At 70.8% G+C, this 24,306-nt stretch carries 20 protein-coding genes and 2 pseudogenes; 16 read left to right on the top strand and 6 right to left on the bottom strand.

From position 1 onward, the window contains the following. Positions 1 to 1,119 (bottom strand): transaldolase, encoded by a 1,119-nt coding sequence (gene tal / locus BLV72_RS06670; protein ID WP_093460908.1) that lies wholly within the window; start codon positions 1,117 to 1,119, stop codon positions 1 to 3. 45 nt (positions 1,120 to 1,164) lie between these two features. Then, on the bottom strand, positions 1,165 to 3,243 hold the full coding sequence (gene tkt / locus BLV72_RS06665; RefSeq protein ID WP_093460906.1) for a transketolase: 2,079 nt from the start codon (positions 3,241 to 3,243) through the stop codon (positions 1,165 to 1,167). Between the two features lie 383 nt (positions 3,244 to 3,626). Here tkt and BLV72_RS06660 point away from each other — a divergent pair, with 383 nt between their 5' ends. The 3 genes and pseudogenes from BLV72_RS06660 (at position 3,627) to BLV72_RS06650 (ending at position 6,344) form a co-directional block, all read left to right on the top strand. Further along, positions 3,627 to 4,577 carry a heme o synthase gene (locus BLV72_RS06660; RefSeq protein WP_059144920.1) on the top strand — a complete coding sequence of 317 codons (951 nt, stop codon included), beginning with the start codon at positions 3,627 to 3,629 and terminating at the stop codon, positions 4,575 to 4,577. A 228-nt stretch (positions 4,578 to 4,805) separates the two neighbouring features. Beyond that, positions 4,806 to 5,123 (top strand): annotated as a pseudogene (locus tag BLV72_RS06655) (hypothetical protein); the annotation flags it as partial. 84 nt (positions 5,124 to 5,207) lie between these two features. Then, a complete protein-coding gene (locus BLV72_RS06650; RefSeq protein WP_244320683.1) occupies positions 5,208 to 6,344 on the top strand; it encodes an amidohydrolase in 1,137 nt (378 codons plus the stop codon). Here BLV72_RS06650 and BLV72_RS06645 read toward each other — a convergent pair. The 3 genes from BLV72_RS06645 to BLV72_RS06635 all read right to left on the bottom strand — a co-directional run bounded on the left by BLV72_RS06645 (position 6,314) and on the right by BLV72_RS06635 (position 9,118). Next, positions 6,314 to 7,306, bottom strand: coding sequence for a COX15/CtaA family protein (locus BLV72_RS06645; protein WP_093460905.1), 993 nt, complete (start codon positions 7,304 to 7,306; stop codon positions 6,314 to 6,316). The two genes, BLV72_RS06650 and BLV72_RS06645, sit on opposite strands and share 31 nt — an antisense overlap. Positions 7,307 to 7,421: 115 nt before the next feature. After that, positions 7,422 to 8,195, bottom strand: coding sequence for an ABC transporter permease (locus tag BLV72_RS06640; protein WP_059144917.1), 774 nt, complete (start codon positions 8,193 to 8,195; stop codon positions 7,422 to 7,424). After that, entirely contained in the window at positions 8,192 to 9,118 is a 927-nt protein-coding gene (locus BLV72_RS06635; RefSeq protein ID WP_093460904.1) for an ABC transporter ATP-binding protein, read from the bottom strand. Before BLV72_RS06635 ends, BLV72_RS06640 begins: the two co-directional genes overlap by 4 nt. 205 nt (positions 9,119 to 9,323) lie before the next feature. On the opposite strand from BLV72_RS06635, the gene BLV72_RS06630 reads away from it, so the two are divergent. From BLV72_RS06630 to dapD, 11 genes and pseudogenes are all read left to right on the top strand, one after another. Then, entirely contained in the window at positions 9,324 to 10,124 is an 801-nt protein-coding gene (locus BLV72_RS06630) for a helix-turn-helix transcriptional regulator (RefSeq protein ID WP_093460902.1), read from the top strand. After that, positions 10,121 to 11,542, top strand: coding sequence for a Fe-S cluster assembly protein SufB (gene sufB / locus BLV72_RS06625; protein ID WP_078640802.1), 1,422 nt, complete (start codon positions 10,121 to 10,123; stop codon positions 11,540 to 11,542). The genes BLV72_RS06630 and sufB overlap by 4 nt, the downstream gene beginning before the upstream one ends. A 92-nt stretch (positions 11,543 to 11,634) precedes the next feature. After that, entirely contained in the window at positions 11,635 to 12,804 is a 1,170-nt protein-coding gene (sufD, locus tag BLV72_RS06620; RefSeq protein ID WP_093460901.1) for a Fe-S cluster assembly protein SufD, read from the top strand. After that, positions 12,801 to 13,124 carry a bifunctional 3-phenylpropionate/cinnamic acid dioxygenase ferredoxin subunit gene (locus tag BLV72_RS06615; protein WP_078640800.1) on the top strand — a complete coding sequence of 108 codons (324 nt, stop codon included), beginning with the start codon at positions 12,801 to 12,803 and terminating at the stop codon, positions 13,122 to 13,124. The genes sufD and BLV72_RS06615 overlap by 4 nt, the downstream gene beginning before the upstream one ends. A 7-nt stretch (positions 13,125 to 13,131) precedes the next feature. After that, entirely contained in the window at positions 13,132 to 13,896 is a 765-nt protein-coding gene (gene sufC / locus BLV72_RS06610; protein WP_059144911.1) for a Fe-S cluster assembly ATPase SufC, read from the top strand. Further along, entirely contained in the window at positions 13,893 to 15,149 is a 1,257-nt protein-coding gene (locus tag BLV72_RS06605) for a cysteine desulfurase (protein WP_059144910.1), read from the top strand. Before sufC ends, BLV72_RS06605 begins: the two co-directional genes overlap by 4 nt. Before the next feature lie 11 nt (positions 15,150 to 15,160). Continuing rightward, positions 15,161 to 15,625 carry a Fe-S cluster assembly sulfur transfer protein SufU gene (gene sufU, locus BLV72_RS06600; protein ID WP_093460899.1) on the top strand — a complete coding sequence of 155 codons (465 nt, stop codon included), beginning with the start codon at positions 15,161 to 15,163 and terminating at the stop codon, positions 15,623 to 15,625. After that, positions 15,622 to 15,957, top strand: a complete 336-nt coding sequence (locus BLV72_RS06595; protein WP_059144908.1) for a metal-sulfur cluster assembly factor — start codon at positions 15,622 to 15,624, stop codon at positions 15,955 to 15,957. The genes sufU and BLV72_RS06595 overlap by 4 nt, the downstream gene beginning before the upstream one ends. A gap of 113 nt (positions 15,958 to 16,070) precedes the next feature. Beyond that, positions 16,071 to 16,390: pseudogene (locus tag BLV72_RS06590) on the top strand (DMT family transporter). Further along, complete coding sequence (locus tag BLV72_RS06585) at positions 16,390 to 16,959, top strand: TetR/AcrR family transcriptional regulator (RefSeq protein WP_093460898.1); 570 nt, start codon at positions 16,390 to 16,392, stop codon at positions 16,957 to 16,959. The pseudogene BLV72_RS06590 and the gene BLV72_RS06585 overlap by 1 nt, the downstream one beginning before the upstream one ends. Positions 16,960 to 17,040: 81 nt before the next feature. Then, a complete protein-coding gene (gene dapD, locus BLV72_RS06580) occupies positions 17,041 to 18,030 on the top strand; it encodes a 2,3,4,5-tetrahydropyridine-2,6-dicarboxylate N-succinyltransferase (RefSeq protein ID WP_093460897.1) in 990 nt (329 codons plus the stop codon). Positions 18,031 to 18,226: 196 nt separating this feature from the next. On the opposite strand, the gene BLV72_RS06575 is transcribed toward dapD, so the two are convergent. Then, entirely contained in the window at positions 18,227 to 20,053 is a 1,827-nt protein-coding gene (locus BLV72_RS06575) for an endonuclease/exonuclease/phosphatase family protein (protein ID WP_093460895.1), read from the bottom strand. 444 nt (positions 20,054 to 20,497) lie between these two features. On the opposite strand from BLV72_RS06575, the gene BLV72_RS06570 reads away from it, so the two are divergent. Together BLV72_RS06570 and BLV72_RS06565 are read left to right on the top strand one after the other, a co-directional pair. Next, the gene (locus tag BLV72_RS06570; RefSeq protein WP_093460894.1) at positions 20,498 to 22,048 is read left to right on the top strand and encodes a hypothetical protein; all 1,551 of its coding nucleotides are present in this window, start codon (positions 20,498 to 20,500) and stop codon (positions 22,046 to 22,048) included. Positions 22,049 to 22,802: 754 nt separating this feature from the next. Beyond that, a complete protein-coding gene (locus tag BLV72_RS06565) occupies positions 22,803 to 24,260 on the top strand; it encodes an alkaline phosphatase PhoX (RefSeq protein WP_093460892.1) in 1,458 nt (485 codons plus the stop codon). Positions 24,261 to 24,306: the final 46 nt, after the last annotated feature.

Below are 24,306 nucleotides of genomic sequence, written 5' to 3'. Positions count from 1 at the left end.
TCACGCCTCCGAGGGTGCGAGGCGCTTGAGCTCCGCCTCGGTGGACTTCAGCAGGTCGTTCCAGGAGGACTCGAACTTCTCGACGCCCTCGTCCTCCAGGACCTGGACGACGTCGTCGTAGGAGATCCCGATGCCGGCCAGCGCGTCGATGTCGGCCTTGGCCTGCTCGTAGGTGCCGCGCACGGTGTCGCCGCTGATCTCGCCGTGGTCGGCGACCGCCTCCAAGGTGGCCTCCGGCATGGTGTTGACGGTGCCGGGGGCGACCAGGTCCACGACGTACATGGTGTCCTTGTACGCCGGGTCCTTGACGCCGGTCGAGGCCCACAGCGGACGCTGCTTGTTGGCGTTCGCCCGGTCCAGGGCGGCCCAGCGGTCGGAGCTGAAGACCTCCTCGTACGCCTGGTACGCGAGGCGGGCGTTGGCGACGGCGGCCTTGCCGCGCAGCGCCTTGGCCTCATCGGTGCCGAGCTTGTCGATGCGCTTGTCGATCTCGGTGTCCACGCGGGAGACGAAGAAGGACGCCACCGAGTGGATCTTCTGCAGGTCCAGGCCCGCGGCCTTGGCCTTCTCCAGACCGGCCAGGAAGGCGTCCATGACCGCGCGGTACCGCTCCAGGGAGAAGATCAGCGTGACATTGACGCTGATGCCCAGGCCGATCACCTCGGTGATCGCGGGCAGCCCCGCCTCGGTCGCCGGGATCTTGATGAAGGTGTTGGGCCGGTCCACCAGCCAGGCCAGCTGCTTGGCCTCGGCGATGGTGGCGGCCGTGTTGTGGGCCAGGCGCGGGTCGACCTCGATGGAGACCCGGCCGTCCTGGCCGCCCGTCGCGTCGTAGACCGGCCGGAGGATGTCGGCCGCGTCGCGGACGTCCGCCGTGGTGATCATGCGGACGGCTTCCTCGACGGTGAGCTTGCGGACCGCGAGGTCGGCCACCTGCTGCTGGTAGCCCTCACCGCCGGAGATCGCCTTCTGGAAGATCGACGGGTTGGTGGTGACGCCTACGACATGCTGCTGGTCGATCAGCTCGGCCAGGTTGCCGGAGGTGATCCTCTTGCGGGAGAGGTCGTCGAGCCAGATCGCGACGCCTTCGTCGGCCAGCCGCTTGAGTGCGTCTGTCATGGGGTGTGTTCTCCTACTCGTCGCTACTAAGTCGTCTGCGGGGTGTCAGCGCCCTGCGGCGTCGAGGGATTCGCGGGCGGCGGTGACCACGGCCTCGGCGGTGAGGCCGAACTCCCGGAAGAGCACCTTGTAATCGGCGGAGGCGCCGAAGTGCTCCAGCGAGACGATGCGGCCGGCATCGCCGACGTAGCGGTGCCAGGTCAGGCCGATACCCGCCTCGACGGCCACGCGGGCCGTGACGGACGGCGGCAGCACTGTCTCCCGGTACCCCCTGTCCTGCTCCTCGAACCACTCGACCGAGGGCATTGACACGACGCGGGTCGGAATCCCGGCGGCCTGGAGCTGCTCACGCGCCTCCACGGCGAGCTGCACCTCCGAGCCGGTGCCGATGAGGATGACCTGCGGCTCGCCGCCCTCGGCCTCGAAGAGGACGTAACCGCCCTTGGCGGCGTCCTCACTGGGCTCGTAGGTCGGCACGTTCTGCCGGGTCAGCGCGAGGCCGTGCGGAGCCGGGTTTTCGCTGTGGCGGCGGGTGATCTCGCGCCAGGCGATGGCCGTCTCGTTGGCGTCGGCCGGGCGGACCACGTTCAGGCCCGGGATGGCGCGCAGCACCGAGAGGTGCTCCACCGGCTGGTGGGTCGGGCCGTCCTCGCCGAGCCCGATGGAGTCGTGCGTCCACACGTAGGTGACCGGCAGCTTCATCAGCGCGGCGAGCCGGACGGCCGGGCGCATGTAGTCGGAGAAGACCAGGAAGGTGCCGCCGTAGACACGGGTGTTGCCGTGCAGCGCGATGCCGTTCATGGTCGAGCCCATGGCGTGCTCGCGGATGCCGAAGTGCACGGTGCGGCCGTACGGGTCGGCCTCCGGCAGCGGGTTGCCCTTCGGGAGGAAGGACGAGGACGCGTCGATCGTGGTGTTGTTCGAGCCCGCGAGGTCGGCGGAGCCGCCCCACAGCTCGGGCAGCACCCCGCCGAGCGCCTTGAGCACCTGGCCGGACGCCTTACGGGTGGCGACGTCCTTGCCCGGCTCGAAGACCGGCAGCACGGACTCCCAGCCCTCGGGCAGCTCGCCCGCGGTGATCCGGTCGAACAGGGCGGCCCGCTCGGGGTTGGCGTTCCGCCACTCCTGGACCTTCTTGTCCCAGGCGGCGTGCGCCTCGCGGCCGCGGTCGACCAGGGCGCGGGTGTGGTTGATGACGTCCGTGGCGACCGCGAAGTGCTGCTCGGGGTCGAAGCCCAGGACGCGCTTGGTGGCGGCGACCTCGTCGGCGCCCAGCGCCGAGCCGTGCGACGCCTCGGTGTTCTGCGCGTTCGGGGCGGGCCAGGCGATGATCGTGCGGGCCGCGATGATCGAGGGGCGCTCGGTCTCGGCCTGCGCCGCCTTGAGCGCCGCGTACAGCGCGTGGATGTCGAAGTCGCCGCTCTCGGCCTGCTCGATGCGCTGGACGTGCCAGCCGTACGCCTCGTAGCGCTTCAGCACGTCCTCGGAGAGCGCGGTCGCGGTGTCGCCCTCGATCGAGATGTGGTTGTCGTCGTAGAGGGCGACGATGTTGCCCAGCTTCTGGTGACCGGCCAGCGAGGACGCCTCGGCGGAGATGCCCTCCTCCAGGTCGCCGTCGGAGACGATCGCCCAGATGGTGTGGTCGAACGGAGAGGCGCCCTCGGGCGCCTCCGGGTCGAACAGGCCACGCTCGTAGCGGGCGGCCATCGCCATGCCCACCGCGTTGGCGATGCCCTGGCCCAGGGGGCCGGTGGTGGTCTCGACACCGGTGGTGTGGCCGTGCTCCGGGTGGCCCGGGGTCTTGCTGCCCCAGGTGCGGAACGACCGCAGATCATCGAGCTCCAGCCCGAAGCCCGCCAGGTACAGCTGGACGTAGAGGGTCAGGCTGGTGTGCCCCGGAGACAGCACGAAGCGGTCGCGGCCCGTCCAGTTCGCGTCGGAGGGGTCGTGCCGCATCAGCTTCTGGAAGAGCAGGTACGCGGCGGGTGCGAGGCTCATGGCCGTGCCAGGGTGGCCGTTACCGACCTTCTGTACGGAGTCCATGGCCAGGACCCGGGCCGTGTCGACGGCCTGCCGGTCCAGATCGGTCCACTCGAGGTCTGTGGTAGTCGGCTTGGTGCTCACCCTGAGTCAGGGCTCCTCTCCACAATGTCGAAATCCGGTGACCGTATGTGCACCGGCGATGTCGAGCCTACCCCTGGAACAACGGTCATCTTTTCGAGTTCCACTCAACGGGATAAGGAACGAATTCCGAGGTGGCCGCATTCCCTCCGGGGTCCGTCGGGATGGCGTCCCGGGCCCTACGGAAGGGGCCGTTCCGAGCCGTGCCCGGCCCGTCGCCCGCCGGGCGTGGCCGCCTTGCGGGCGCCTTGCGGTGCCCCTTCAACACGAGGGACCCCGGCGGCGGGCGGCGTATCCGCTACGTCTAGAGTGGCGTGGTACGCGCAAGTCTTTACCGGCTCTTCATGTCCGGTGCTTGCTGGTTCTTGCTTCCACCAGGGGTGTGCGTGACGGCCGTCGAATCCCGTCCTGCGGGGGTGCTCGAGACGAGCGAAACGAGCTCCGGTCACCGGCCGTTCGGGGCCCGTGTCATGGCGTTCGTGGCGCTGACCAAGCCGCGCGTCATCGAACTGCTGCTGATGACGACCGTGCCGGTCATGTTCCTGGCCGCCCAGGGCGTCCCGGATCTGTGGCTGGTGGTCGCGACCTGTGTCGGCGGCTATCTGTCGGCCGGTGGCGCGGCCGCCTTCAACATGTATTACGACCGGGACATCGACGCGCTGATGGAGCGCACCGCGCAGCGCCCGCTCGTGACCGGCATGGTCTCGCCGCGCGAATGCCTCGTCTTCGCCTTCGCGCTCGCCGCGGGGTCGACGGCCTGGTTCTGGGCGCTGGTCAACCCGCTGTCCGCGATGCTGTCGCTCGGTGCGCTGGTCTTCTACGTCGTCGTCTACACGATGTGGCTCAAGCGGCGCACCTCGCAGAACATCGTGTGGGGCGGCATCGCCGGCTGTATGCCCGTCTTCATCGGCTGGTCCTCGGTGACCAACGAGGTCTCCTGGGCCGCCGTCATCCTCTTCCTCGTGATGTTCTTCTGGACGCCGCCGCACTACTGGCCGCTGTCGATGAAGGTCAAGGACGACTACGAGCGGGTGGGCGTGCCGATGCTGCCCGTCGTCGCGGGCAACAAGGTGGTCGCCAAGCAGATCGTCCTCTACAGCTGGGCCATGGTCGGCGTCTCCCTGCTGCTGTGGCCGCTGGGCTACACCGGCTGGTTCTACCCGGTGGTCGCGACGGTGCTCGGCGGGTTCTGGCTCATGGAGGCGCATGCGCTCCAGGGGCGGGCCAAGGCCGAGATCACGGGCGCGAAGCTCAAGGAGATGCGGCTGTTCCACTGGTCGATCACCTATGTGTCGCTGCTGTTCGTCGCCGTGGCCGTGGACCCTTTCCTGCGGTGATTACCGGCGGGTAGCATCGGCTGTATGGCAGACACCACCCAGCCGGAACCGACGGAGAGCGGCGAGTCGGCCGCCCAGCCCTCCGCGCCGACCGCAGCGTCCGAGCCGTCCACGCCGCCCAAGCCTTCCGAGGGCGGCGAGCCGGCCGCGCAGGCCTCCGCGCCGGAAGCGGCGTCCGAGCCGCCCAAGCCTTCGAAGCCCTCCAAGCCGCCCAAGCCCTCGAAGGACGAGAAGCGGGCCGAGCGGCTCGCCCGCCAGATCACGGCCTTCGCCACCGGCCACGGCGGCAGCGCCGAGGGGCAGATCGCCCACATCGGGCGCGGCTCCGTCCGGATCGCCCTCGTCGGCGCGGATGGCGAATGGGGCGTTCTCGTCGCCCCCTCCCAGGAGAGCGCGCGGCGCGCGGCCGAGATCGCCGGGCTGACCCTCCAGGACGCCTTCGACGGCGAGCTCGCCGCGAAGGTCCGCACCGGTCCGTACGAGTGGGCGCGCATGGCGGGCATCCAGCTCGGCGGACCCGGCAACCCTCCGGCACCCGCCTCGTAGAACGCCTGAGAACGGGTCCGGCGACACCTCGCGCCCCTTCCGTCCGTTAAGCCCGTCGATGCCGGAGGGCGAGAGGCGGCGGCGATGCACGAGGCGACGGACTCCCCGAACACCCTGGGCCCGCCGACCGGCCCGGTCCCCCGGGACGGGCCGGGCCCGGTGGCGGGACCGATCACGCTGCCCCCGCTGGTCGACCAGCACAGCCACGGCACGGTCGACGGCGAGCTCGGCGTCGGCTCGTTCGAAACCCATCTGGCGGCCGCCGCCGGGTCGGGCGCGGCCCCGGCAGGCACCACCTTCTTCGACAGCTGGACCGGTCTGGCCGTGCGCCGCTGGTGCCCCCCGCTGCTGGGCATGGAGCCCCACTGCGCACCCGTCAGCTATCTCGCCCGCCGCCGTGAGCTGGGCGCCTACCGCGCCGCGCGGCTGCTGCTGCGCGGCGCCGGTATCGGCACCTTCCTGCTGGAGTCCGGCGCCCGGGACGACCTCAGCACCGCCGAGGAACTGGCCGCGACGGCCGACGGCGCGGTCCATGAGGTGGTCCGCCTGGAGCCGCTGGCCGAGCAGGTCGCCGACACCTCCGGCACGGTCGACGCCTTCATCGGCAACACCGCCGAGGCGCTGTACGCGGCGGCCCAGCACGCGACCGCCTTCGCCATGGGGATCGCCTTCTGCGACGAGCTGCCGCCCGATCCGCGCGAGGTCCGGCGCGCCGCCGCCCGCTGGCTCGCGCTCACCGTACGCCCGGCGCGGGACCGCGCTCCCGACCCCGCGCTCGCCCAGCATCTGCTGTGGAGCGCCGTCGCGACCGGCCTACCGGTGCAGCTGCACTGCGCCGATCCGCAGTCGCTCGTCGGCTTCCTGCGCGCCACGGCGGGCTTCGGCACCGATCTGGTGTTGCTGCCCGACCGGCCGCACCACCGGCGGGCGGCCCAGCTCGCCGCGGCCTTCCCGCATGTCTACGCGGACGCCGGGCCGCGGCCCGGGGAGACCCTGGGCGAGGCGCCGTTCGGCAAGCTGCTCTTCTCGACGGGCGCACGGGGGCTGCCCGAGCTGTATGTGACCGCGGCCCGGCTCTTTGGCCAGGCCATGGCCCGGCTGGCGGACGAGTGGGTCGGCGAGGAGATCTGCACCCGGGCCGAGGCCCAGCGGATCGCCGGGCTGGTCGCGGCCGGGACCGCGCGCCGCGTCTACCGGCTGGACGCGGCCGGCTCGGGCTGAACGGTCTCGTGGTCGCCGGTGGGGGCGGGGACGGCCGCCGGAAGCGCGGCGCGCTCGCGCTGGGCGAGCAGCACCCGCAGCACCGCGATCCACACCAGGCAGGAGCCGAGCATATGGATGCCGACGACGACCTCGGGCAGATGGGTGAAGTACTGCACGTACCCGACCACGCCCTGCAGGAGCAGGATGACGAGGAGCTCCAGGACCGTACGGCGCTGGGCGGCCGGGGCCTTCACGGCCCGCAGCGTGAACCACAGGGCGACGGTGAGGCCCAGCACGATGTAGACGAAGTCCACGTGGAGCTGGGTGATCTCCTGCCAGTTCAGCGGGATGCGGTGCACCTTACGGGCGTCACCGGCGTGCGGACCGGCGCCGGTGACCACGGTGCCGATCACGATGAGCGCGCCGGTGGCGGCGATCAGCAACCGGGTGAGCTGGCGCACCGGCACGGCCACGAGATCGCGCGGCTCGGCGTCGCCCTCGCGCGCCCGCCACCAGGTCGCCACGGCGACCGTGAGCAGTGTGGAGGAGAGCAGGAAGTGCGAGCTGACGATGTACGGGTTGAGCCCGGTGAGCACCGTGATGCCGCCGACCACGGCGTTGCCCATGACGATCCAGAACTGGGCCCAGCCGAGCCGGGTCAGCGAGGTGCGCACGGGCGTACGCGCGCGGGCGGCGATGATCAGGAGTCCGATGACGGCGCACAGGACGTACGTCAGCATGCGGTTGCCGAACTCGATGGCGCCGTGGATGCCCATGTCGGAGGTCGGCGTCAGGCTGCCGGAGGTGCACTTGGGCCAGGTGTCACAGCCCAGCCCGGACTGGGTGAGCCGGACCGCGCCACCGGTCACGACGATGACCACGGCCATCACCACGGTGGCCAGCGCGGCCCGCTCCACGAAGCGCGCGGAGGGCTGCCAGCGTCGGGCGATCAGCTCGAACGGATTCAGCGAATTCGGCACGGGAACATCGTAGGCCGCCGCTTGTGCAGCTTTTCACGAGGGGTAGTGCTTCGGTAAAGCCGCAGCTCGCAGAGGTGTTCGGACTGCTCCCAGCGGGAGCTGCTCCCGGCGAAAGCTACTCCCAGCGGAAGAAGCGCGCCGCCGCGCCCAGCCCCAGCACCGCCCAGACCGCCAGGATCCCCAGATCCCGCCACGGCATCCCGCCCCCGTCCTGGAGGACGTCCCGCAGCCCGCCCGAGAGCGCCGAGATCGGCAGCAGCTCCAGCGCGCCGCGCACCGCGCCCGGGAACTTGTCCAGCGACACGATCACCCCGCCGGCCACGAGCAGCAGCAGGAAGACCAGGTTGGCGGCGGCCAGGGTCGCCTCGGCCTTGAGGGTGCCCGCCATCAGCAGCCCGAGGCCGGAGAACGCCGCGGTGCCGAGGATCAGCAGCAGTGCCACCGAGAGCGGGTCACCGTGCGGTGACCAGCCCAGCGCCAGCGCGATCGCGGTCAGCAGCACGATCTGCAGGACCTCGGTGACCAGCACCGCGAGGGTCTTGGCGGTCATCAGCCCCCACCGCGGCAGCGGTGAGACGGCGAGCCGCTTGAGCACACCGTAGCGCCGCTCGAAGCCGGTGGCGATGGCCTGTCCGGTGAAGGCCGTGGACAGCACGGCAAGCGCCAGCACACCGGGCGTCAGGAAGTCCACCGTGCTGCCGTCGGCGCCCGTGTCGACGATGTCGACGGTGCTGAAGAGCACCAGCAGCAGGGACGGGATGACGACGGTCAGCAGCAGCTGCTCGCCGTTGCGCAGCAGCATCCGGGTCTCCAGCGCGGCCTGCGCCCGGATCATCCTCATCAGCGGGGCCGCCCCCGGCTTGGGGAGAAAAGTGCCCGTGGCGGTCACGCTCGCAGCTCCTTACCGGTGAGCTCCAGGAAGACGTCCTCGAGGGTGTGCCGCTCGACCGAGATCCGGTCCGGCAGCACACCGTTCTGCGCGCACCAGGAGGTGACGGTGGCCAGCATCTGGGGGTTGACCTTGCCGGTGACGCGGTACGAGCCGGGGGTCAGCTCGGCGGCCGTGGAGTCGGCGGGCAGCGCCTTGAGGAGCGAGGCCAGGTCGAGTGCGGGGCGGCCGCCGAAGCGCAGGGTGTTCTCGGCGCCGCCCCGGCACAGCTCCTCGGGGCTGCCCCGGGCGATCACCTTGCCGCCGTCGATGATCGCCACATCGTCGGCGAGCTGCTCGGCCTCGTCCATGTAGTGGGTGGTCAGCATGACGGTGACCCCGTCGTCCCGCAGATCGCGGATGAGGTCCCAGGTGGCGCGGCGGGCCTGTGGGTCGAGTCCGGCGGTCGGCTCGTCGAGGAAGACCAGCTCGGGGCGGCCGACGACGGCCATGGCGAGCGCGAGCCGCTGCTGCTGGCCGCCGGAGAGCCGCCGGTAGGTGGTCCGGCCGCAGGAGGCGAGGCCGAGCCGGTCGATCAGCAGGTCGACGTCGACCGGATGCGCGTGCAGGGAGGCGGTATGGCGGAGCATCTCTTCTGCGCGCGCGCCGGAATAAACGCCCCCGGATTGCAGCATCACCCCGACCCGGGGGCGCAGTGCGGGGGCGTCCGCGACCGGGTCGAGCCCGAATATCCGGACCGTGCCGGCGTCGGGACGGCGGTATCCCTCGCAGGTCTCGACGGTGGTGGTCTTACCGGCTCCGTTGGGGCCGAGAACGGCGGTCACGGCGCCCCGGTCCACGGACAGGTCGAGCCCGTCGACCGCGGTCTTCGGGCCGTACCGCTTGACCAGGCCGACGATGTCGACCGCGGGCTCTTCACGCATGTCCGGCAGTCTACGAATCGCCGGGGCCTCCGTGGGCGGCAGGGCCGGAAGCCGCGGTGCCCGCCGCCCGGCCGCGAAGGCGTCGCCGCAGGTGAAACCGGGGCGCGGACCCTCTCGGACTTAGGTACACCTAAGTGACGTACCCCACCGGACCTGCGGATCTCCCCGCTTGTGCCGCGCCGGGGAATTACGCAACAATGGCGTTGTGAAATACGCGAGCGAGGCTCCGAACGAACGCGCGGCCGAACTGGCCGCGCGGTCCGGCGCGCCCGCATCCGCGCCGGAAGAGCAGCACGGCACCCGCAACCGGGTCGCGCGCTCCATCCTCGACCATGGCCCCTCCACCGCGGCGGAGCTCGCCCTGCGGCTGGAGCTGACCCAGGCGGCCGTCCGTCGCCACCTGGACACCCTCGTCGCCGACGGCGTCGTCGAGCCCCGAGAGAAGAGGGTGTACGGGGCGCGGGGGCGCGGCCGCCCGGCCAAGGTCTTCGCGCTCACCGACTGCGGCCGCGACGCCTTCGACCAGGCTTACGACAAGCTCGCCGTCGACGCCCTGCACTGGATCGAGCAGAGCGCCGGAGGCGGCGAGGCGGGCCGCGCCGCGGTCGCCGCGTTCGCCCGCGCCAGGCTCGCCGCCCAGGCGGAGGGATACCGCGGCACCGTCGAGGCCGCCGCCCCCGGCCGCCGCACCGAAGCCCTCGCCGACGCGCTCTCCGCGGACGGGTACGCTGCTACGGCGCGCAGCGCGCCGGTCGGCGAACAGCTCTGCCAGCACCACTGCCCGGTCGCCCACGCAGCCGAGCGATATCCGCAGCTGTGTGAGGCGGAGACCGAGGTCTTCTCCCAGCTGCTCGGAACTCATGTGCAGCGTCTGGCCACCATCGCCCATGGCGACGGAGTGTGCACGACGTTCATTCCGAAGACCGGCAAGGTCGAGAAGACCGACACCAGCACCACCAAGACCACCACCGCATCTGCCAGCACGGCCGGGAGGAACCCCGAATGACTCTCCCCACGGAGACCGCTCACCCCGAGCTTGAAGGCCTGGGCAACTACGAGTACGGCTGGGCCGACTCCGACGTGGCCGGCGCCTCGGCCAAGCGCGGCCTCTCCGAGGAGGTCGTACGCGACATCTCGGGGAAGAAGTCCGAGCCGGAGTGGATGCTCAAGCTCCGCCTCAAGGGCCTGAAGCTCTTCGGCAAGAAGCCCATGCCCACCTGGGGCTCGGACCTGTCGGGCATCGACTTCGACAACATCAAGTACTTCGTCCGCTCCACCGAGCAGCAGGCCGCCTCGTGGGACGACCTGCCCGAGGACATCAAGAACACGTACGACAAGCTGGGCATCCCGGAGGCCGAGAAGCAGCGCCTCGTCGCGGGTGTCGCGGCCCAGTACGAGTCCGAGGTCGTCTACCACCAGATCCGTGAGGACCTGGAGGAGCAGGGCGTCATCTTCCTGGACACCGACACGGCGCTCAAGGAGCACCCCGAGCTGTTCCAGGAGTACTTCGGCACCGTGATCCCGGCGGGCGACAACAAGTTCGCCTCGCTGAACACGGCGGTCTGGTCCGGCGGCTCGTTCATCTACGTGCCGAAGGGCGTGCACGTGGAGATCCCGCTGCAGGCGTACTTCCGGATCAACACCGAGAACATGGGCCAGTTCGAGCGGACGCTGATCATCGTCGACGAGGACGCCTACGTCCACTACGTCGAGGGCTGCACCGCGCCGATCTACAAGTCGGACTCGCTGCACTCCGCGGTCGTCGAGATCATCGTCAAGAAGGGCGCCCGCTGCCGCTACACGACCATCCAGAACTGGTCGAACAACGTCTACAACCTGGTCACCAAGCGCGCCGTGGCCTACGAGGGCGCGACCATGGAGTGGGTCGACGGCAACATCGGCTCCAAGGTGACCATGAAGTACCCCGCCGTCTACCTGATGGGTGAGCACGCCAAGGGCGAGACCCTGTCCATCGCCTTCGCGGGCGAGGGCCAGCACCAGGACGCGGGCGCCAAGATGGTCCACATGGCCCCCCGCACCTCGTCGAACATCGTCTCCAAGTCGGTGGCGCGCGGCGGCGGCCGCACCTCCTACCGCGGTCTGATCGAGATCGGCGAGGGCGCCGAGGGCTCCAAGTCCAATGTGCTCTGTGACGCCCTGCTCGTCGACACGATCTCCCGCTCGGACACCTACCCGTATGTGGACGTCCGCGAGGACGACGTGTCCATGGGCCATGAGGCGACCGTCTCCAAGGTCAGCGACGACCAGCTCTTCTACCTGATGAGCCGCGGTCTGTCCGAGGACGAGGCCATGGCGATGATCGTGCGCGGCTTCGTCGAGCCGATCGCGCGCGAGCTGCCCATGGAGTACGCGCTGGAGCTCAACCGGCTGATCGAGCTGCAGATGGAGGGCGCGGTCGGCTGACGCCACCCCCTTCCGGCCCCGGCGGGGGCACCGTCCTCCGCCCGGGCATCCCGTTCAGGCCCATCAGGCAGAAAGAGAGCAGTACGACAGCCATGGCTGAAACCATCCCGGCCGGATCCACCACGGACGGCGTCATCCAGGTGGGCCAGCCCACCGATGCCCGGGTGAGCGCGCCCGCGTCGTACGACGTGGCCGACTTCCCGGTGCCCCATGGCCGCGAGGAGGACTGGCGGTTCACCCCCCTGGAGCGGCTGCGCGGTCTCCATGACGGCACGGCTGTCGCCGACGGCGGCGTCAAGGTCGAGGTGACCGCCCCCGAGGGCGTCACGGTCGAGACCGTGGGCCGTGACGACGCACGCCTGGGGAAGGCCGGCAAGCCGGTGGACCGGGTGGCGGCCCAGGCGTACAGCTCCTTCGAGAAGGCGTCGGTCGTCTCGGTGCCCAAGGAGACGGTGCTCACCGAGCCGGTGCGGATCGCCGTGCACGGCGAGGGCGGCACCGCCTTCGGCCACCAGGTGGTCGAGGTCGGCGCCTTCGCCGAGGCGGTCGTGGTCATCGACCACACCGGTGACGCCACCCTCGCCGCCAATGTGGAGTACCTGATCGGCGACGGCGCCAAGCTCACCGTGGTCTCGATCCAGGACTGGGACGACACCGCGGTTCACGCCGGTCAGCACACCGCGCTGGTCGGCCGGGACGCCACCTTCAAGTCCGTGGTCGTCACCTTCGGCGGCGATCTGGTGCGGCTCCACCCGCGCGTCGTCTACGGCGCCCCGGGCGGTGAGGCCGAGCTGTACGGCGTGTACTTCACCGACAACGGCCAGCACCAGGAGCACCGGCTCTTCATCGACCACGACACCCCGCACTGCCGGAGCAACGTGGCCTACAAGGGCGCGCTGCAGGGCGCCGAGGCGCACGCGGTGTGGATCGGCGATGTGCTGATCCGGGCCGCCGCGGAGGGCACCGACACCTACGAGCTCAACCGGAACCTGGTCCTCACCGACGGCGCCCGGGTCGACTCGGTGCCGAACCTGGAGATCGAGACCGGTGAGATCGTCGGCGCCGGTCACGCGAGCGCGACCGGCCGCTTCGAGGACGAGCAGCTCTTCTACCTGATGGCGCGCGGCATCCCGGCCGACGAGGCCCGCCGTCTGGTCGTCCGCGGCTTCTTCGCCGAGCTCGTCCAGCAGATCGGGATCCCCGACCTGGAGGAGCGGCTCATCGCCAAGATCGAGGCCGAGCTGGAGGCGTCCGTAGGATGACCAACACCTTCGTACGCGCCTGTGCGCTGGACGAACTCGAGGACGACACCCCCAAGCGGGTCGAGCTCGAGGGCGTGCCCGTGGCACTGGTGCGCACCGAGGGCGAAGTGTTCGCGGTCAACGACATCTGCTCGCATGCGAACGTCTCGCTGTCCGAGGGCGAGGTGGAGGACTGCCAGATCGAGTGCTGGCTGCACGGCTCCAGCTTCGACCTGCGCACCGGCAAGCCGTCCGGCCTCCCCGCGACGCGCCCGGTCCCCGTATACCCCGTAAAGATCGAAGGGGACGATGTGCTCGTCTCCGTCACCCAGGAGTCCTGAGGCACCCATGGCCACGCTTGAGATCCACGACCTGCACGTTTCCGTCGACGCCGAGGGCGGCCCCCGCGAGATCCTGCGCGGTGTCGACCTGACCGTGAAGCAGGGCGAGACGCACGCCATCATGGGCCCCAACGGCTCCGGCAAGTCCACCCTCGCCTACTCGCTCGCCGGGCACCCGAAGTACACGATCACCGGCGGCACCGTGACGCTGGACGGCGAGGACGTGCTCGCGATGTCCGTCGACGAGCGCGCCCGCGCCGGTGTCTTCCTCGCCATGCAGTACCCGGTCGAGGTGCCCGGCGTCTCCGTCTCCAACTTCCTGCGCACCTCCGCGACCGCGATCCGCGGCGAGGCGCCCAAGCTGCGCACCTGGGTGAAGGAGGTCAAGGAGGCCATGGAGCGCCTCAACATCGACCCGTCCTTCGCCGAGCGGAATGTGAACGAGGGCTTCTCCGGCGGTGAGAAGAAGCGCCACGAGATCCTCCAGCTGGAGCTGCTGAAGCCGGCCATCGCGATCCTCGACGAGACCGACTCCGGCCTCGACGTCGACGCACTGCGGGTGGTCTCCGAGGGCGTCAACCGGGTCCGTGAGGCGGGCCAGGTCGGCACCCTGCTGATCACCCACTACACCCGCATCCTGCGGTACATCAAGCCCGATCACGTCCACGTCTTCGCGGCGGGCCGGATCGCCGAGTCCGGCGGCCCGGAGCTCGCCGACAAGCTGGAAGAAGAGGGCTACGAGGCGTACGTGAAGGGAGGCGCATCCGAGTGACACAGCTGCCGGGCCTCCTCGACACCGAGGCGATCCGCAAGGACTTCCCGATCCTGGACCGTGTCGTCCACGACGGCAAGAAGCTCGTCTACCTGGACAACGCGGCGACGTCGCAGAAGCCGCGCCAGGTGCTGGACGTGCTCAACGACTACTACGAGCGCTCCAACGCCAATGTGCACCGCGGCGTCCATATGCTCGCCGAGGAGGCCACGGAGCTGTACGAGGGCGCCCGCGACAAGGTCGCCGCCTTCATCAACGCTCCCAGCCGCGACGAGGTGATCTTCACCAAGAACGCCTCGGAGTCGCTGAACCTGGTCGCCAACATGCTCGGCTGGGCCGACGAGCCCTACCGGGTGGACCAGGAAACCGAGATCGTCATCACCGAGATGGAGCACCACTCCAACATCGTTCCGTGGCAGCTGCTCTCGCAGCGCACCGGCGCGAAGCTGAAGTGGTTCGGCCTCACCGAGGACGGCCGGCTCGACCTGTCGGAGATAGAGCAGGTCATCACCGAGAAGACCAAGGTCGTCTCGTTCGTGCTGGTCTCCAACATCCTCGGCACGGTCAACCCGGTCGAGGCGATCGTCCGCCGCGCCCAGGACGTCGGCGCCCTCGTGGTGATCGACGCCTCCCAGGCCGCCCCGCACATGCTGCTGGACGTGCAGGCGCTCCAGGCCGACTTCGTGGCCTTCACCGGCCACAAGATGTGCGGCCCGACCGGTATCGGTGTGCTGTGGGGCCGCCAGGAGCTGCTGGAGGACCTGCCTCCGTTCCTCGGCGGCGGCGAGATGATCGAGACCGTCTCGATGCATTCGTCCACCTACGCCCCGGCGCCGCACAAGTTCGAGGCCGGTACGCCCCCGATCGCCCAGGCCGTCGGCCTCGGCGCGGCCGTGGACTACCTCACCTCGATCGGCATGGACAACATCACCCGCCATGAGCACGCCCTCACGCACTATGCGGTCGGCAGGCTCCTGGAGGTGCCGGACCTGCGCATCATCGGCCCCACCACGGCCGAGGAGCGCGGCGCCACGATCTCCTTCACGCTCGGCGACATCCACCCCCACGACGTGGGCCAGGTGCTCGACGAGCAGGGAATCGCGGTCCGGGTCGGCCACCACTGCGCCCGCCCCGTATGCCTGCGCTATGGAATTCCGGCGACCACCCGAGCGTCGTTCTATCTGTACTCCACTCCGGCCGAGGTCGACGCCTTGGTGGAGGGCCTGGAGCACGTACGGAACTTCTTCGGGTAGGGGCGTGCCGCGTGAAGCTGGATTCGATGTACCAGGACGTGATCCTGGACCACTACAAGAACCCCCATGGAAGGGGCCTGAGGGACGGCGACGCAGAGGTACACCATGTCAATCCCACCTGCGGTGACGAGATCACGCTCCGGGTGCGGCTTGACGGCGAGACCATCGAGGACGTGAGCTACGAGGGCCAGGGCTGTTCCATCAGCCAGGCCAGCGCCTCCGTGCTCAATGAGCTGCTGGTGGGCAAGGAGCTGGCCGAGGCCCGCAGGATCCAGGAGACCTTCCTGCACCTGATGCAGTCCAAGGGCAAGGCCGAGCCGGACGACGCCATGGAGGAGGTGCTGGAGGACGCGATCGCGTTCGCCGGTGTCTCCAAGTACCCGGCCCGTGTGAAATGCGCCCTGCTGAGCTGGATGGCATGGAAGGACGCCACGGCACAGGCACTGGGTGAGACCGCCGGAGGGAAGACCGCATGAGTGACAACGTGACCACCACCAAGCCCGCCAGCGAGGAAGAGGTCCGCGAGGCCCTGTACGACGTCGTGGACCCCGAGCTGGGCATCGACGTGGTCAACCTCGGGCTGATCTACGGCATTCACATCGACGACGCGAACATCGCGACGATCGACATGACGCTGACCTCGGCGGCGTGTCCGCTGACCGACGTCATCGAGGACCAGGCCAAGTCCGCGACCGACGGTATCGTCAACGAGCTCCGGATCAACTGGGTCTGGATGCCGCCGTGGGGCCCGGACAAGATCACCGACGATGGACGTGAGCAGCTGCGCGCCCTCGGCTTCAACGTCTGACCTCTCGCCTCCTGGGCTTGTGTGAGCGGCCCCCGTGCTTCGGCGCGGGGGCCGTTTCGTATGGCGTGGATCGTTGCGTACGCCCGTACGCATCGTTGTGTACACTTGTACGCATGGGATATGTGACGCTCTCCGGGGCCATCCTGGCCGAGATCCTGGCGACCACCTCCATGAAGTACAGCGAAGGCTTCAGCAGGCTCTGGCCCTCGCTGGCCACCGGCGCGGGCTATCTGCTGTCCTTCGTGCTGCTCGCGCACACGCTCAAGACCATCTCCGTCAGCACCGCCTACGCCATATGGGCCGGGGCCGGGACCGCCGTCATCGCCGCGATCGGCATGCTCTTCCTGGGGAGGCGATGACCGCCGCCAAGGTGCTCGGCGTGCTGCTGGTCATCGCCGGAGTGGTGGTGCTCAATCTGAACGGCGCCCACTGATGGGCCGCCGCTACGACCCCGAGCGGCGGCAGCGGATCATCGACGCCGCGGCCGCCGTGGTCCGCGAGAGCGGCATCGGGGGGCTCGGCCACCGGGCCGTGGCCGCCGCGGCCGATGTGCCGCTGGGCTCGACGACCTACCATTTCGCGACCCTCGACGACCTGCTGATCGCGGCGCTCCGCCAGATCAACGCGGAGTGGCTGGCGGAGGTGGAGAGCTGGGTGGAGGGCGTCGATCCGGCCGCACCGCCGGCGGACGAGCTGGCCCGGTGGCTGGAGGATCAGCTCACGGGCGACCGGGCGCGGATGGAGCTGGAGTACGAGCTGTACTTCGCCGCGTTGCGCCATGAGAGGCTGCGTCCGCTCGCCGCCGAGTGCCTGGACGAGATGGCCCGGATGCTGACGCGACTGGTGCCCGACGCGACCACGGCGCGCGCCGTGGTGGCTCTGATCGACGGGCTGACCCTGCAGGTGCTGCTGGCGGACCGCCCGTACGACCGGGAGGGCACGAGCGCGGCGCTGGCGCGGATCATGGGCGTGGACGGCGACAACGGGCCGCCCGCCGGTTGAGTCCGCGGACGACCGGCCGCCCGGGCTCGCCCGCTGAGACCGGTTCGCCTCCCGGCCCCGCCTCCGGTTAGCGTTCTGACCATGACCGATGCATCCACCACCGCCCCCACCGGCGCCGTCGCCGCCGGTCTCGCCACCCTCACCGAGGACGGCACCGTTCTGGACACCTGGTTCCCGGCCCCCGAGCTGGCCGCCGAGCCCGGCCCGGCCGGGACCGAGCGGCTCGACGCCGAGCGGACCGCGCAGCTGCTGGGCGAGACCGCCCTCAAGGCGGTCGGGCCGGATCCCCGGCGCGGCGTCGAGGTCGTCGCCGTCCGCACGGTCATCGCCTCGCTGGACGAGAAGCCGCTGGACGCGCACGACGTCTATCTGCGGCTGCATCTGCTCAGCCACCGGCTGGTCAAGCCGCACGGCCTGAGCCTGGACGGCCAGTTCGGCCTGCTCGCCAACGTCGCCTGGACCTCGCTCGGCCCCGTCGCCGCCGACCGGGTGGAGCGGGCCCGACTTGCCGCCCGCGCCGAGGGGCTGTACCTCTCGGTGACCAGTGTCGACAAGTTCCCCCGGATGACCGACTACGTCGTCCCCGCCGGCGTCCGCATCGGCGACGCCGACCGGGTCCGCCTCGGCGCCCACCTCGCCCCCGGGACCACGGTCATGCACGAGGGCTTCGTCAACTTCAACGCCGGCACGCTGGGCACCTCCATGGTCGAGGGCCGGATCAGCGCGGGCGTCGTGGTCGGCGACGGCTCCGACATCGGCGGCGGCGCCTCGATCATGGGCACCCTCTCCGGCGGCGGCAAGCAGACGATCACCATCGGCGAGCGCTGCCTGCTCGGCGCCGAGGCGGGCCTGGGCATTCCGCTCGGCGACGACTGCATCGTCGAGGCGGGGCTGTATGTGACGGCGGGCACCCGCGTCACCCTTCCGGACGGCAAGATCGCCAAGGCCCTGGAGCTCTCCGGCGCCGACAACCTCCTCTTCCGCCGCAACTCCATCACCGGCGCGGTCGAGGCGCTGCCCCGCACCGGTTCCTGGGGTGGGCTGAACGAGGCGCTGCACAGCCACAACTGAGTTGGCCGGGGTTCGCCCCCCTGTGTTTCGTTGTCGAGTGCGGGCCGGTGGGTGGTGTTGTGCCCACCCGTTCCGCCAGGGGGCACCTCCAGCGGTAGCTGGGGGAGGAACGATTACCCACAACAGCGGCGCCACCTGCCGGTAGTACCCGGGGGTGCGGGAGGCAAGAGCCCCCCGCGCCCCCGGAAGGGTTTTCTCAGGGGCGCACCCGCACCACCTGCGGGTCGTGGTCGCTGGACTGGTCCGCGAACTCGGCGTTGATGTGCACGATGTCGTAGTCGGCACGGCGCAGCGCGCGGCTGGTCAGGATGTGGTCCAGCACCTGCGAATTGCCGTTGTAGACATAGCCGTAGCGCTCGTCCCTCGGCAGCCGGGTCACCAGGTCGGTGAGCACACCGCCGTTGGTGAGGTCGGCCAGCGCGGGCGAGAACTGGTAGTCGTTGAGGTCGCCCGCGACCACCACCGCCGCCTTCGGGTCGGCGTTCAGCAGCGCCTTGACGAAGGTGTTGACCGCCGTGGCCTGTCCGGTGCGCTGGGTCTCCGAGGAGCGGGCCGGGGGCTGGAAGCGGCTGTCCAGACCCTGGTCGCCGCCCTTGGAGTTGAAGTGGTTCGCGACCACGAACACCGGGCGGCCGCGGAAGGAGAACTGCCCGACCAGCGGCTTGCGGCTGGCCTTCCAGACGCCGTTCGCCGGGTCGATACGGCCGGGGGAGGCCGACAGCGTGGCCTTGCCGCCCTTCTTCTCGACCGTCACCGGGGTGGTGGAGTCGCCGCCGGGGATGTCGGTGAAGGAGACCCGCTCCGGGTTGTAGAGGAACGCCACGCGGATGTTGCCGCCCGGCTCGCCGCCGTCCTGGTCGTCAACCGGGTCGATCTGGCGCCACTCGTACGAGGGGCCGCCCGCCGCCTTGATCGCGTCGGTGAGCTTGGTCAGCGTGGCGTCGGCCCCCACCACCGAGTCGTTCGTGGCGCCGTTGTCGTCCTGGACCTCCTCCAGCGCGACGATGTCCGGCGAGGCGAGGTGCTCCACCAGCCCGGTGGCCAGCCGGTCGAACTTCGACTGGGCGGTCTTGGGGGAGAGGTTCTCCACGTTGTAGGTGGCGATGGAGAGTTCGTCCGCCTTCTGCTCGCGGGTGCTTTCCCGCTTCGGGCCGTGGTCGGCCGGCTCGCCCATCGTGGTGGCCGCGAGCGTGTAGCCGCCGAAGTTGTCGTAGTCCAGCGGCCCGGCCGTGGTGCCGGTCAGCGCGTCGCCGACATCCGCGACGGGGAAGGGGTGCTCGGCGTAAGGGAGGAGGGAGACCACCTTCACCCGGCCCGCGTTGGGGTCGCGGTACGAGCCGTAGAGGGCGCCGCCGCGCGCGGTCCGCCGGTGGCGGGGCTCGGCGGTGACCCACAGCTCCTTGTAGGTGTTGGTCGCGCCGACCACGGGGGCGTTCTCGACCGAGACCCGCATGCCTTCAAGCGACTCGTAGCGGTCCAGGGCGTACGAGCGCGGCCGCAGCGTCAGCCCCTCGATGGAGTCGCCGCCCGCGTCCGGGGTGTAGCGGTCGGGGATGGTGGAGGGGTTGAGCCGGTACGCGGCGGGCAGCGCATTGCCGGAGGACCGGACCGTCCAGGTGGCCTTGGAGATCTCGGTGAGCGACTGCAGACCGGCGTCCTTGCCGCCCGGGTAGTACTCGGACACCGTCCCGGAGACCAGCACCGAGTGGCCCACGGCGACCGAGGGCGTGGTCGATCCGGTGAAGACGAAGATCGCCTCGCTGGTGGCCGCGTCCCGGTCGGGCTCGGCGTCCTGGATCCAGAAGCCGCGCGACGAGCCGAAGGCACGTATCGCCGTGACCGTGCCGGGGACCTGGGTCACCTGCTGTCCGGCGAGCGGGGATATCCGGGTGCTGCCCTGGATGTCATGGATGCGGATCTCGGCGGCGGAGGCCGACGAGGGCACGACGAGCAGCCCGGCCGCGAGGGCGGAGGCGGCGACGGCGGTGACGGCGACGGGTCCGCGCGGTGCGCGAAGGGACATGGTGGTGGCCTCCGGAAAGGAGTGAACGGCGAGGAAATCGCCTCTACGCGCGTCAATCTCTTTCCTGGGCGCGGAAGTTGTCAAGACAGGACGGGTGGCGTGCGGATGGCGGGAGCGGGGCGGGAGCATGAACGAGGGGGCGCCGCCCGCCCCCTCGCCCCGGCCGGTTCCCGCAGCCCGCCGGCCGAATTCACCGCCTGCCGCGGTGCGGGATCGGGGGCGGGATCGGGCGCGGGACCACATCGGGACGAAAGTGCCGTCCCGTTCCGTCTACGCTGGGGTCCGGGCCGTGCCGTGGCGCCCGTGCCCGTACACCCGCATACCCGTACCCCCATGGCTCCACAGCGGGGTCCTGAGACCCATAGCCTCATAGCTCCACAGCCCCCACAGCCCCATAGCCCCACAGCCCCGCGACTTCCGCGCCCCGAGGAGTGACGTCCGCCCATGCCAGAAGAGCGCCCCACCATGCCGCCCGTGCGGCTTCGCACCGACGCGGAACTCGCGCGGGACGCACTCGCCGCGCCGCTCCTCGCCCGCGCGGTCCGGCTCGCCCGCTGGGCCGAGCCGGGGAAGCCGGTGGCGTCGGGCGGGGTGCTGCCGGAGAGCGAGCTGCGGGCGGCGATCGAGCTGCTGGGGCTGTCGGGGGACGAGGACGGGCCCGAGCACACGGCGCAGGCGTGGCAGCTCGCCGTCGACACCGGGCTGGTCGAGATCGACGAGTCCGAGGAGGCGTCGGCCGCCGCGGCGGCCGCGGGCTCTGATGGCGACGGCGACGGTAAGGGTGACGGCGACGGCGCGGACGGCGCGGCGCCGCTCGGGGACGAGTTCTCCGCCCTCGCGATCAGCGGCGAGGAGCTGCGCCTGATCACCGAGGGCGGCCCCCGCGACATCCTGGACATCTGGCTCGACGGCTTCGAGACGGTGCTGGCCGACGCCGCCGCCCCCGACCTGGGCGACATCGCCGCCCAGATCAGCGAGGGCGGTGAGCTCGACCTCGACGCGATCGACTGGAACCCGGAGGAGGAGGCCGAGTTCCTCGACGGGGTGCTGGGCAACCTCTATCTGCTGACCGCCCTGGACGAGGAGGCCGCCGCGGCCTCCGTACCGCTGCCCGCGCTGGCCGCCTCCATGATCGTCCCCGAGGACATGGACGAGCCCACCGACGACATCCTCGAAGAGGTCTCCGAGGCGATGGTGCGGCTGGACGACCAGTTCCGGCTGCTCGCCCCGACCGGTCTCATCGACTACCAGCCGGTGGACGAGGCGCTGATCCAGGAGGTCGACGGCGAGGGCCGGATCCAGGAGCCCGAGACCGCCGAGGAGCTGGAGGACGAGGACGTCTCCCGCTACGGCATGGTGCGACTCACCCCGCTCGGCATCTACGCCGTACGGGCCCGGATGATCGAGGCGGGCATCGACGCCCCGGCCGTCGGCGACCTGGCCGACAAGGGCGCCGACATCCTGCTCGACGCGCTCCCCGGCCATCCCGAGCCCGCCGCGCAGGCCGAGGCCGAGCAGTGGCTGGCCCGCCATACGCCCGAGGAGGCCGCCCGCGAGCTGCTCGCCGCCGCCCGCGGCGACGACGAGGGCGCACCGCTGCGCCGCCTCACCTGCCAGCAGACGCTCTCGCTGGTCGGTACCGAGGCCGAGCCCGCCCTGCGCGAGGTGCTCGACGACCGCCACCTGGGCGGGCTGGCCCGGGTCTGGCTGGCCGAGCACGGGGTGGCGGGCGTCCCGGAGCCGTCGGAGGCGATGGTCTTCTGGCTGACCGTGGACACCCTCGCGGCCCAGCTCGCCACCGAGGGCGACTCGGCGGAGCTGCGGGACCTGGTGCGCGGCCTGGTCGACCAGTCCGGGAGCTTCTTCGACTCGGCGTGGCGGGTGGACCACCCGGCGACCGCGGAAGTCCTGGAGGCGATGGGCCGGCTGCACCCGGACAAGCAGGCCGCCAAGGAGGCCCGCAAGGCGGCCTTCAAGGCCCGCTCAAGGGCATAGCCACGCGGGGGCTTCACCGTGGCCGCAGGCGCCGGATCTTGCCGCCTGCGGCGGGCTGTTCCCCTCCCCGCCCCTTCCCGAAACCGGGGCTCCGCCCCAGACCCCGAGGTCCCGGGGCGAAGCCCTGGTGAGGGGCGCGGTCGGGCAGGCTGTGCCCGTGCCCGCGCCTTCTCGTGGCACCGATGTGCGGCTCCGTCGCGTGGTGGCGCTCTGTGCCGGACCCCGGACCCCGAACCCCGGGGTTCGGGGGTGGAGCCCTGGTGACGGGTGCGGTCGGGGGCGGCTGGCGTCTCTGCGCTTTCCCGCGGCATCGCTATGCGGTTCCGCCGCGGCCCCCGGGGTCCAGGGGCGGAGCCCCCTGGTATCGGGAAGGGGCGGGGAGGGGAAAGATCCGCCGGGTACCCCCTGGCGTGGGCGTGGGCGCAGGGGGGGCTGGCCCCGTCCCGGGGCCGGGCGGCGCTTGTGTGTCGCGGCCCGGTGCGGGCCTCCGCCCGCTGGGCGGGCGTGCCGCCGGGCGGCACGCCCCCTCCGCCGCGCCGGAGGCCACGCGCGCGGCGCCGGGCCCGCGAGGGGCCCGCCCCCGCCGCGCGGCCGGAAGGTTGCGCGCTGACCAGAGCCGTATCGGCCTACGCTCCGTATAGGGGGTCGGCGGTCATTCGTCCCTTGATGTCGCGCTCCGTTCAACTGATGTTCGGCCTGGGGCGGGAACGTATGGCCGCAGTCGGAGGCCACCATCCTGCGTTCAGGAGAAGACATGTCGCTCAGCCGAAGAGACTTCGCGAAGCGTTCCGCGTACACCGGGGCCGGGGTTGCCCTGGTCGGAAGCGCGGGGGTGCTCGCCACCGCCCCCGGCGCGCTCGCCGCTGAGGCGACCGACGCGGGCGCCGCGGGCGTTGCGGGCCACCATGGGCACGGCGGCGCGTCGCTCGGCTACGGTCCGCTCGTCGAGGATCCCAAGGGCATCCTGGCGCTGCCCAAGGGGTTCCGCTACAAGATCATCACTCGCACCGGTGAGACAAAGCTGGAGTCCGGCGAGTCCACCCCGTCCAACCACGACGGCACCGCCACCTTCGAGGGTTCGCGCGGTGCGACGCTGCTGGTCAACAATCACGAGCTGGCCGGTCCCCGCAGCGACTGGCCGCACCCGGTCCCGCTGATCGAGGGGCTGGTCTACGACCCGGCGGCCTCCGGCGGCTGCACCGTCGTCGAGGTCTCCAAGCACGGAGACCATGTCACCGAGTGGGTCGGCATCGCGGGCACCGCCACCAACTGCGCCGGTGGACGCACCCCCTGGGGCACCTGGCTGACCTGCGAGGAGACCGAGGACAAGGCCGGCCAGAACGGCATGACCAAGGACCACGGCTACGTCTTCGAGGTCGACCCGCACGACCGGAAGGCCAACCGCGACCCGAAGCCGATCAAGGCCCTGGGCCGGTACGCCCACGAGGCCGTCGTCGTGGACCCGGGGCGCGGCCACCTCTACCTCACCGAGGACGCCTCCGGCCCGAATGGCCTCCTCTACCGCTGGGTGCCGCCGCACGGCTTCGAGCACGGCCGCGGCAAGCTCGACCGGCTCAAGGACGACGCGGGCGTGCTCCAGGCCCCCAAGTGCTACGACTCGGGCGGCAACTTCGTGGACGACCTGTCCCGCGCCACCAAGACCGGCACGGTCTACGGCGTGGACTGGGAGACGGTGCCGGACCGCGACGCGAAGACCGTGTCGGTGCGCAAGCAGTTCAAGGACGGTGAGATCACCCGGGCGCGCAAGCTCGAGGGCATGTGGTGGGCCGATGGCGGCGCGTACATCGTCTCCTCGTTCGCCCGTGAGGAGAGCCCGGTCCAGCACGACGGCCAGGTCTGGTTCTACGACCCCAAGCGCCGCACCCTCACCCTCAAGGTGCTGCTCGGCGTCAACCCCGACCCGTCGAAGGACGGCGCCTTCGACGGGCCGGACAACATCACCGTCTCGCCGTACGGCGGTCTGGTCATCGCCGAGGACGGCGAGGGCATCCAGCACCTCTTCGGCGCCACCGAGGACGGCCGGACGTACCCGATCGCGCGCAACGACCTGAACATCGGCACCGCGGAGGAGCCGGAGTTCAGCGAGTTCACCGGCGTGGTCTTCTCGCCCGACGGATCGACGCTCTACGCCAACATCCAGGTGCCGGGCATCATGCTCGCGATCACCGGCCCCTGGCGCCGCCAGCGCTGACGCAGGTCGATCGGGCCGAAGTGACGATGGGCCGAAGTGACGAGAG

It is taken from the genome of Streptomyces melanosporofaciens (assembly GCF_900105695.1).
GTDB classification, from domain to species: Bacteria; Actinomycetota; Actinomycetes; order Streptomycetales; family Streptomycetaceae; genus Streptomyces; species Streptomyces antimycoticus.
Note: the sequence above shows the minus strand (reverse complement) of the source record. Positions and strands in the feature narration are given on the sequence as shown.

What these genes read in the sequence shown, in the direction of transcription:
- BLV72_RS06565 (WP_093460892.1), top strand. Translation starts at nt 22,803, where the DNA reads ATGTCGCTCAGCCGAAGAGACTTCGCGAAGCGTTCCGCGTACACCGGG.
- sufB (WP_078640802.1), top strand. Translation starts at nt 10,121, where the DNA reads ATGACTCTCCCCACGGAGACCGCTCACCCCGAGCTTGAAGGCCTGGGC.
- BLV72_RS06570 (WP_093460894.1), top strand. Translation starts at nt 20,498, where the DNA reads ATGCCAGAAGAGCGCCCCACCATGCCGCCCGTGCGGCTTCGCACCGAC.
- BLV72_RS06615 (WP_078640800.1), top strand. Translation starts at nt 12,801, where the DNA reads ATGACCAACACCTTCGTACGCGCCTGTGCGCTGGACGAACTCGAGGAC.
- BLV72_RS06595 (WP_059144908.1), top strand. Translation starts at nt 15,622, where the DNA reads ATGAGTGACAACGTGACCACCACCAAGCCCGCCAGCGAGGAAGAGGTC.
- BLV72_RS06650 (WP_244320683.1), top strand. Translation starts at nt 5,208, where the DNA reads ATGCACGAGGCGACGGACTCCCCGAACACCCTGGGCCCGCCGACCGGC.
- tal (WP_093460908.1), bottom strand. Translation starts at nt 1,119, where the DNA reads ATGACAGACGCACTCAAGCGGCTGGCCGACGAAGGCGTCGCGATCTGG.
- BLV72_RS06635 (WP_093460904.1), bottom strand. Translation starts at nt 9,118, where the DNA reads ATGCGTGAAGAGCCCGCGGTCGACATCGTCGGCCTGGTCAAGCGGTAC.
- dapD (WP_093460897.1), top strand. Translation starts at nt 17,041, where the DNA reads ATGACCGATGCATCCACCACCGCCCCCACCGGCGCCGTCGCCGCCGGT.
- sufD (WP_093460901.1), top strand. Translation starts at nt 11,635, where the DNA reads ATGGCTGAAACCATCCCGGCCGGATCCACCACGGACGGCGTCATCCAG.
- sufC (WP_059144911.1), top strand. Translation starts at nt 13,132, where the DNA reads ATGGCCACGCTTGAGATCCACGACCTGCACGTTTCCGTCGACGCCGAG.
- BLV72_RS06585 (WP_093460898.1), top strand. Translation starts at nt 16,390, where the DNA reads ATGGGCCGCCGCTACGACCCCGAGCGGCGGCAGCGGATCATCGACGCC.
- BLV72_RS06575 (WP_093460895.1), bottom strand. Translation starts at nt 20,053, where the DNA reads ATGTCCCTTCGCGCACCGCGCGGACCCGTCGCCGTCACCGCCGTCGCC.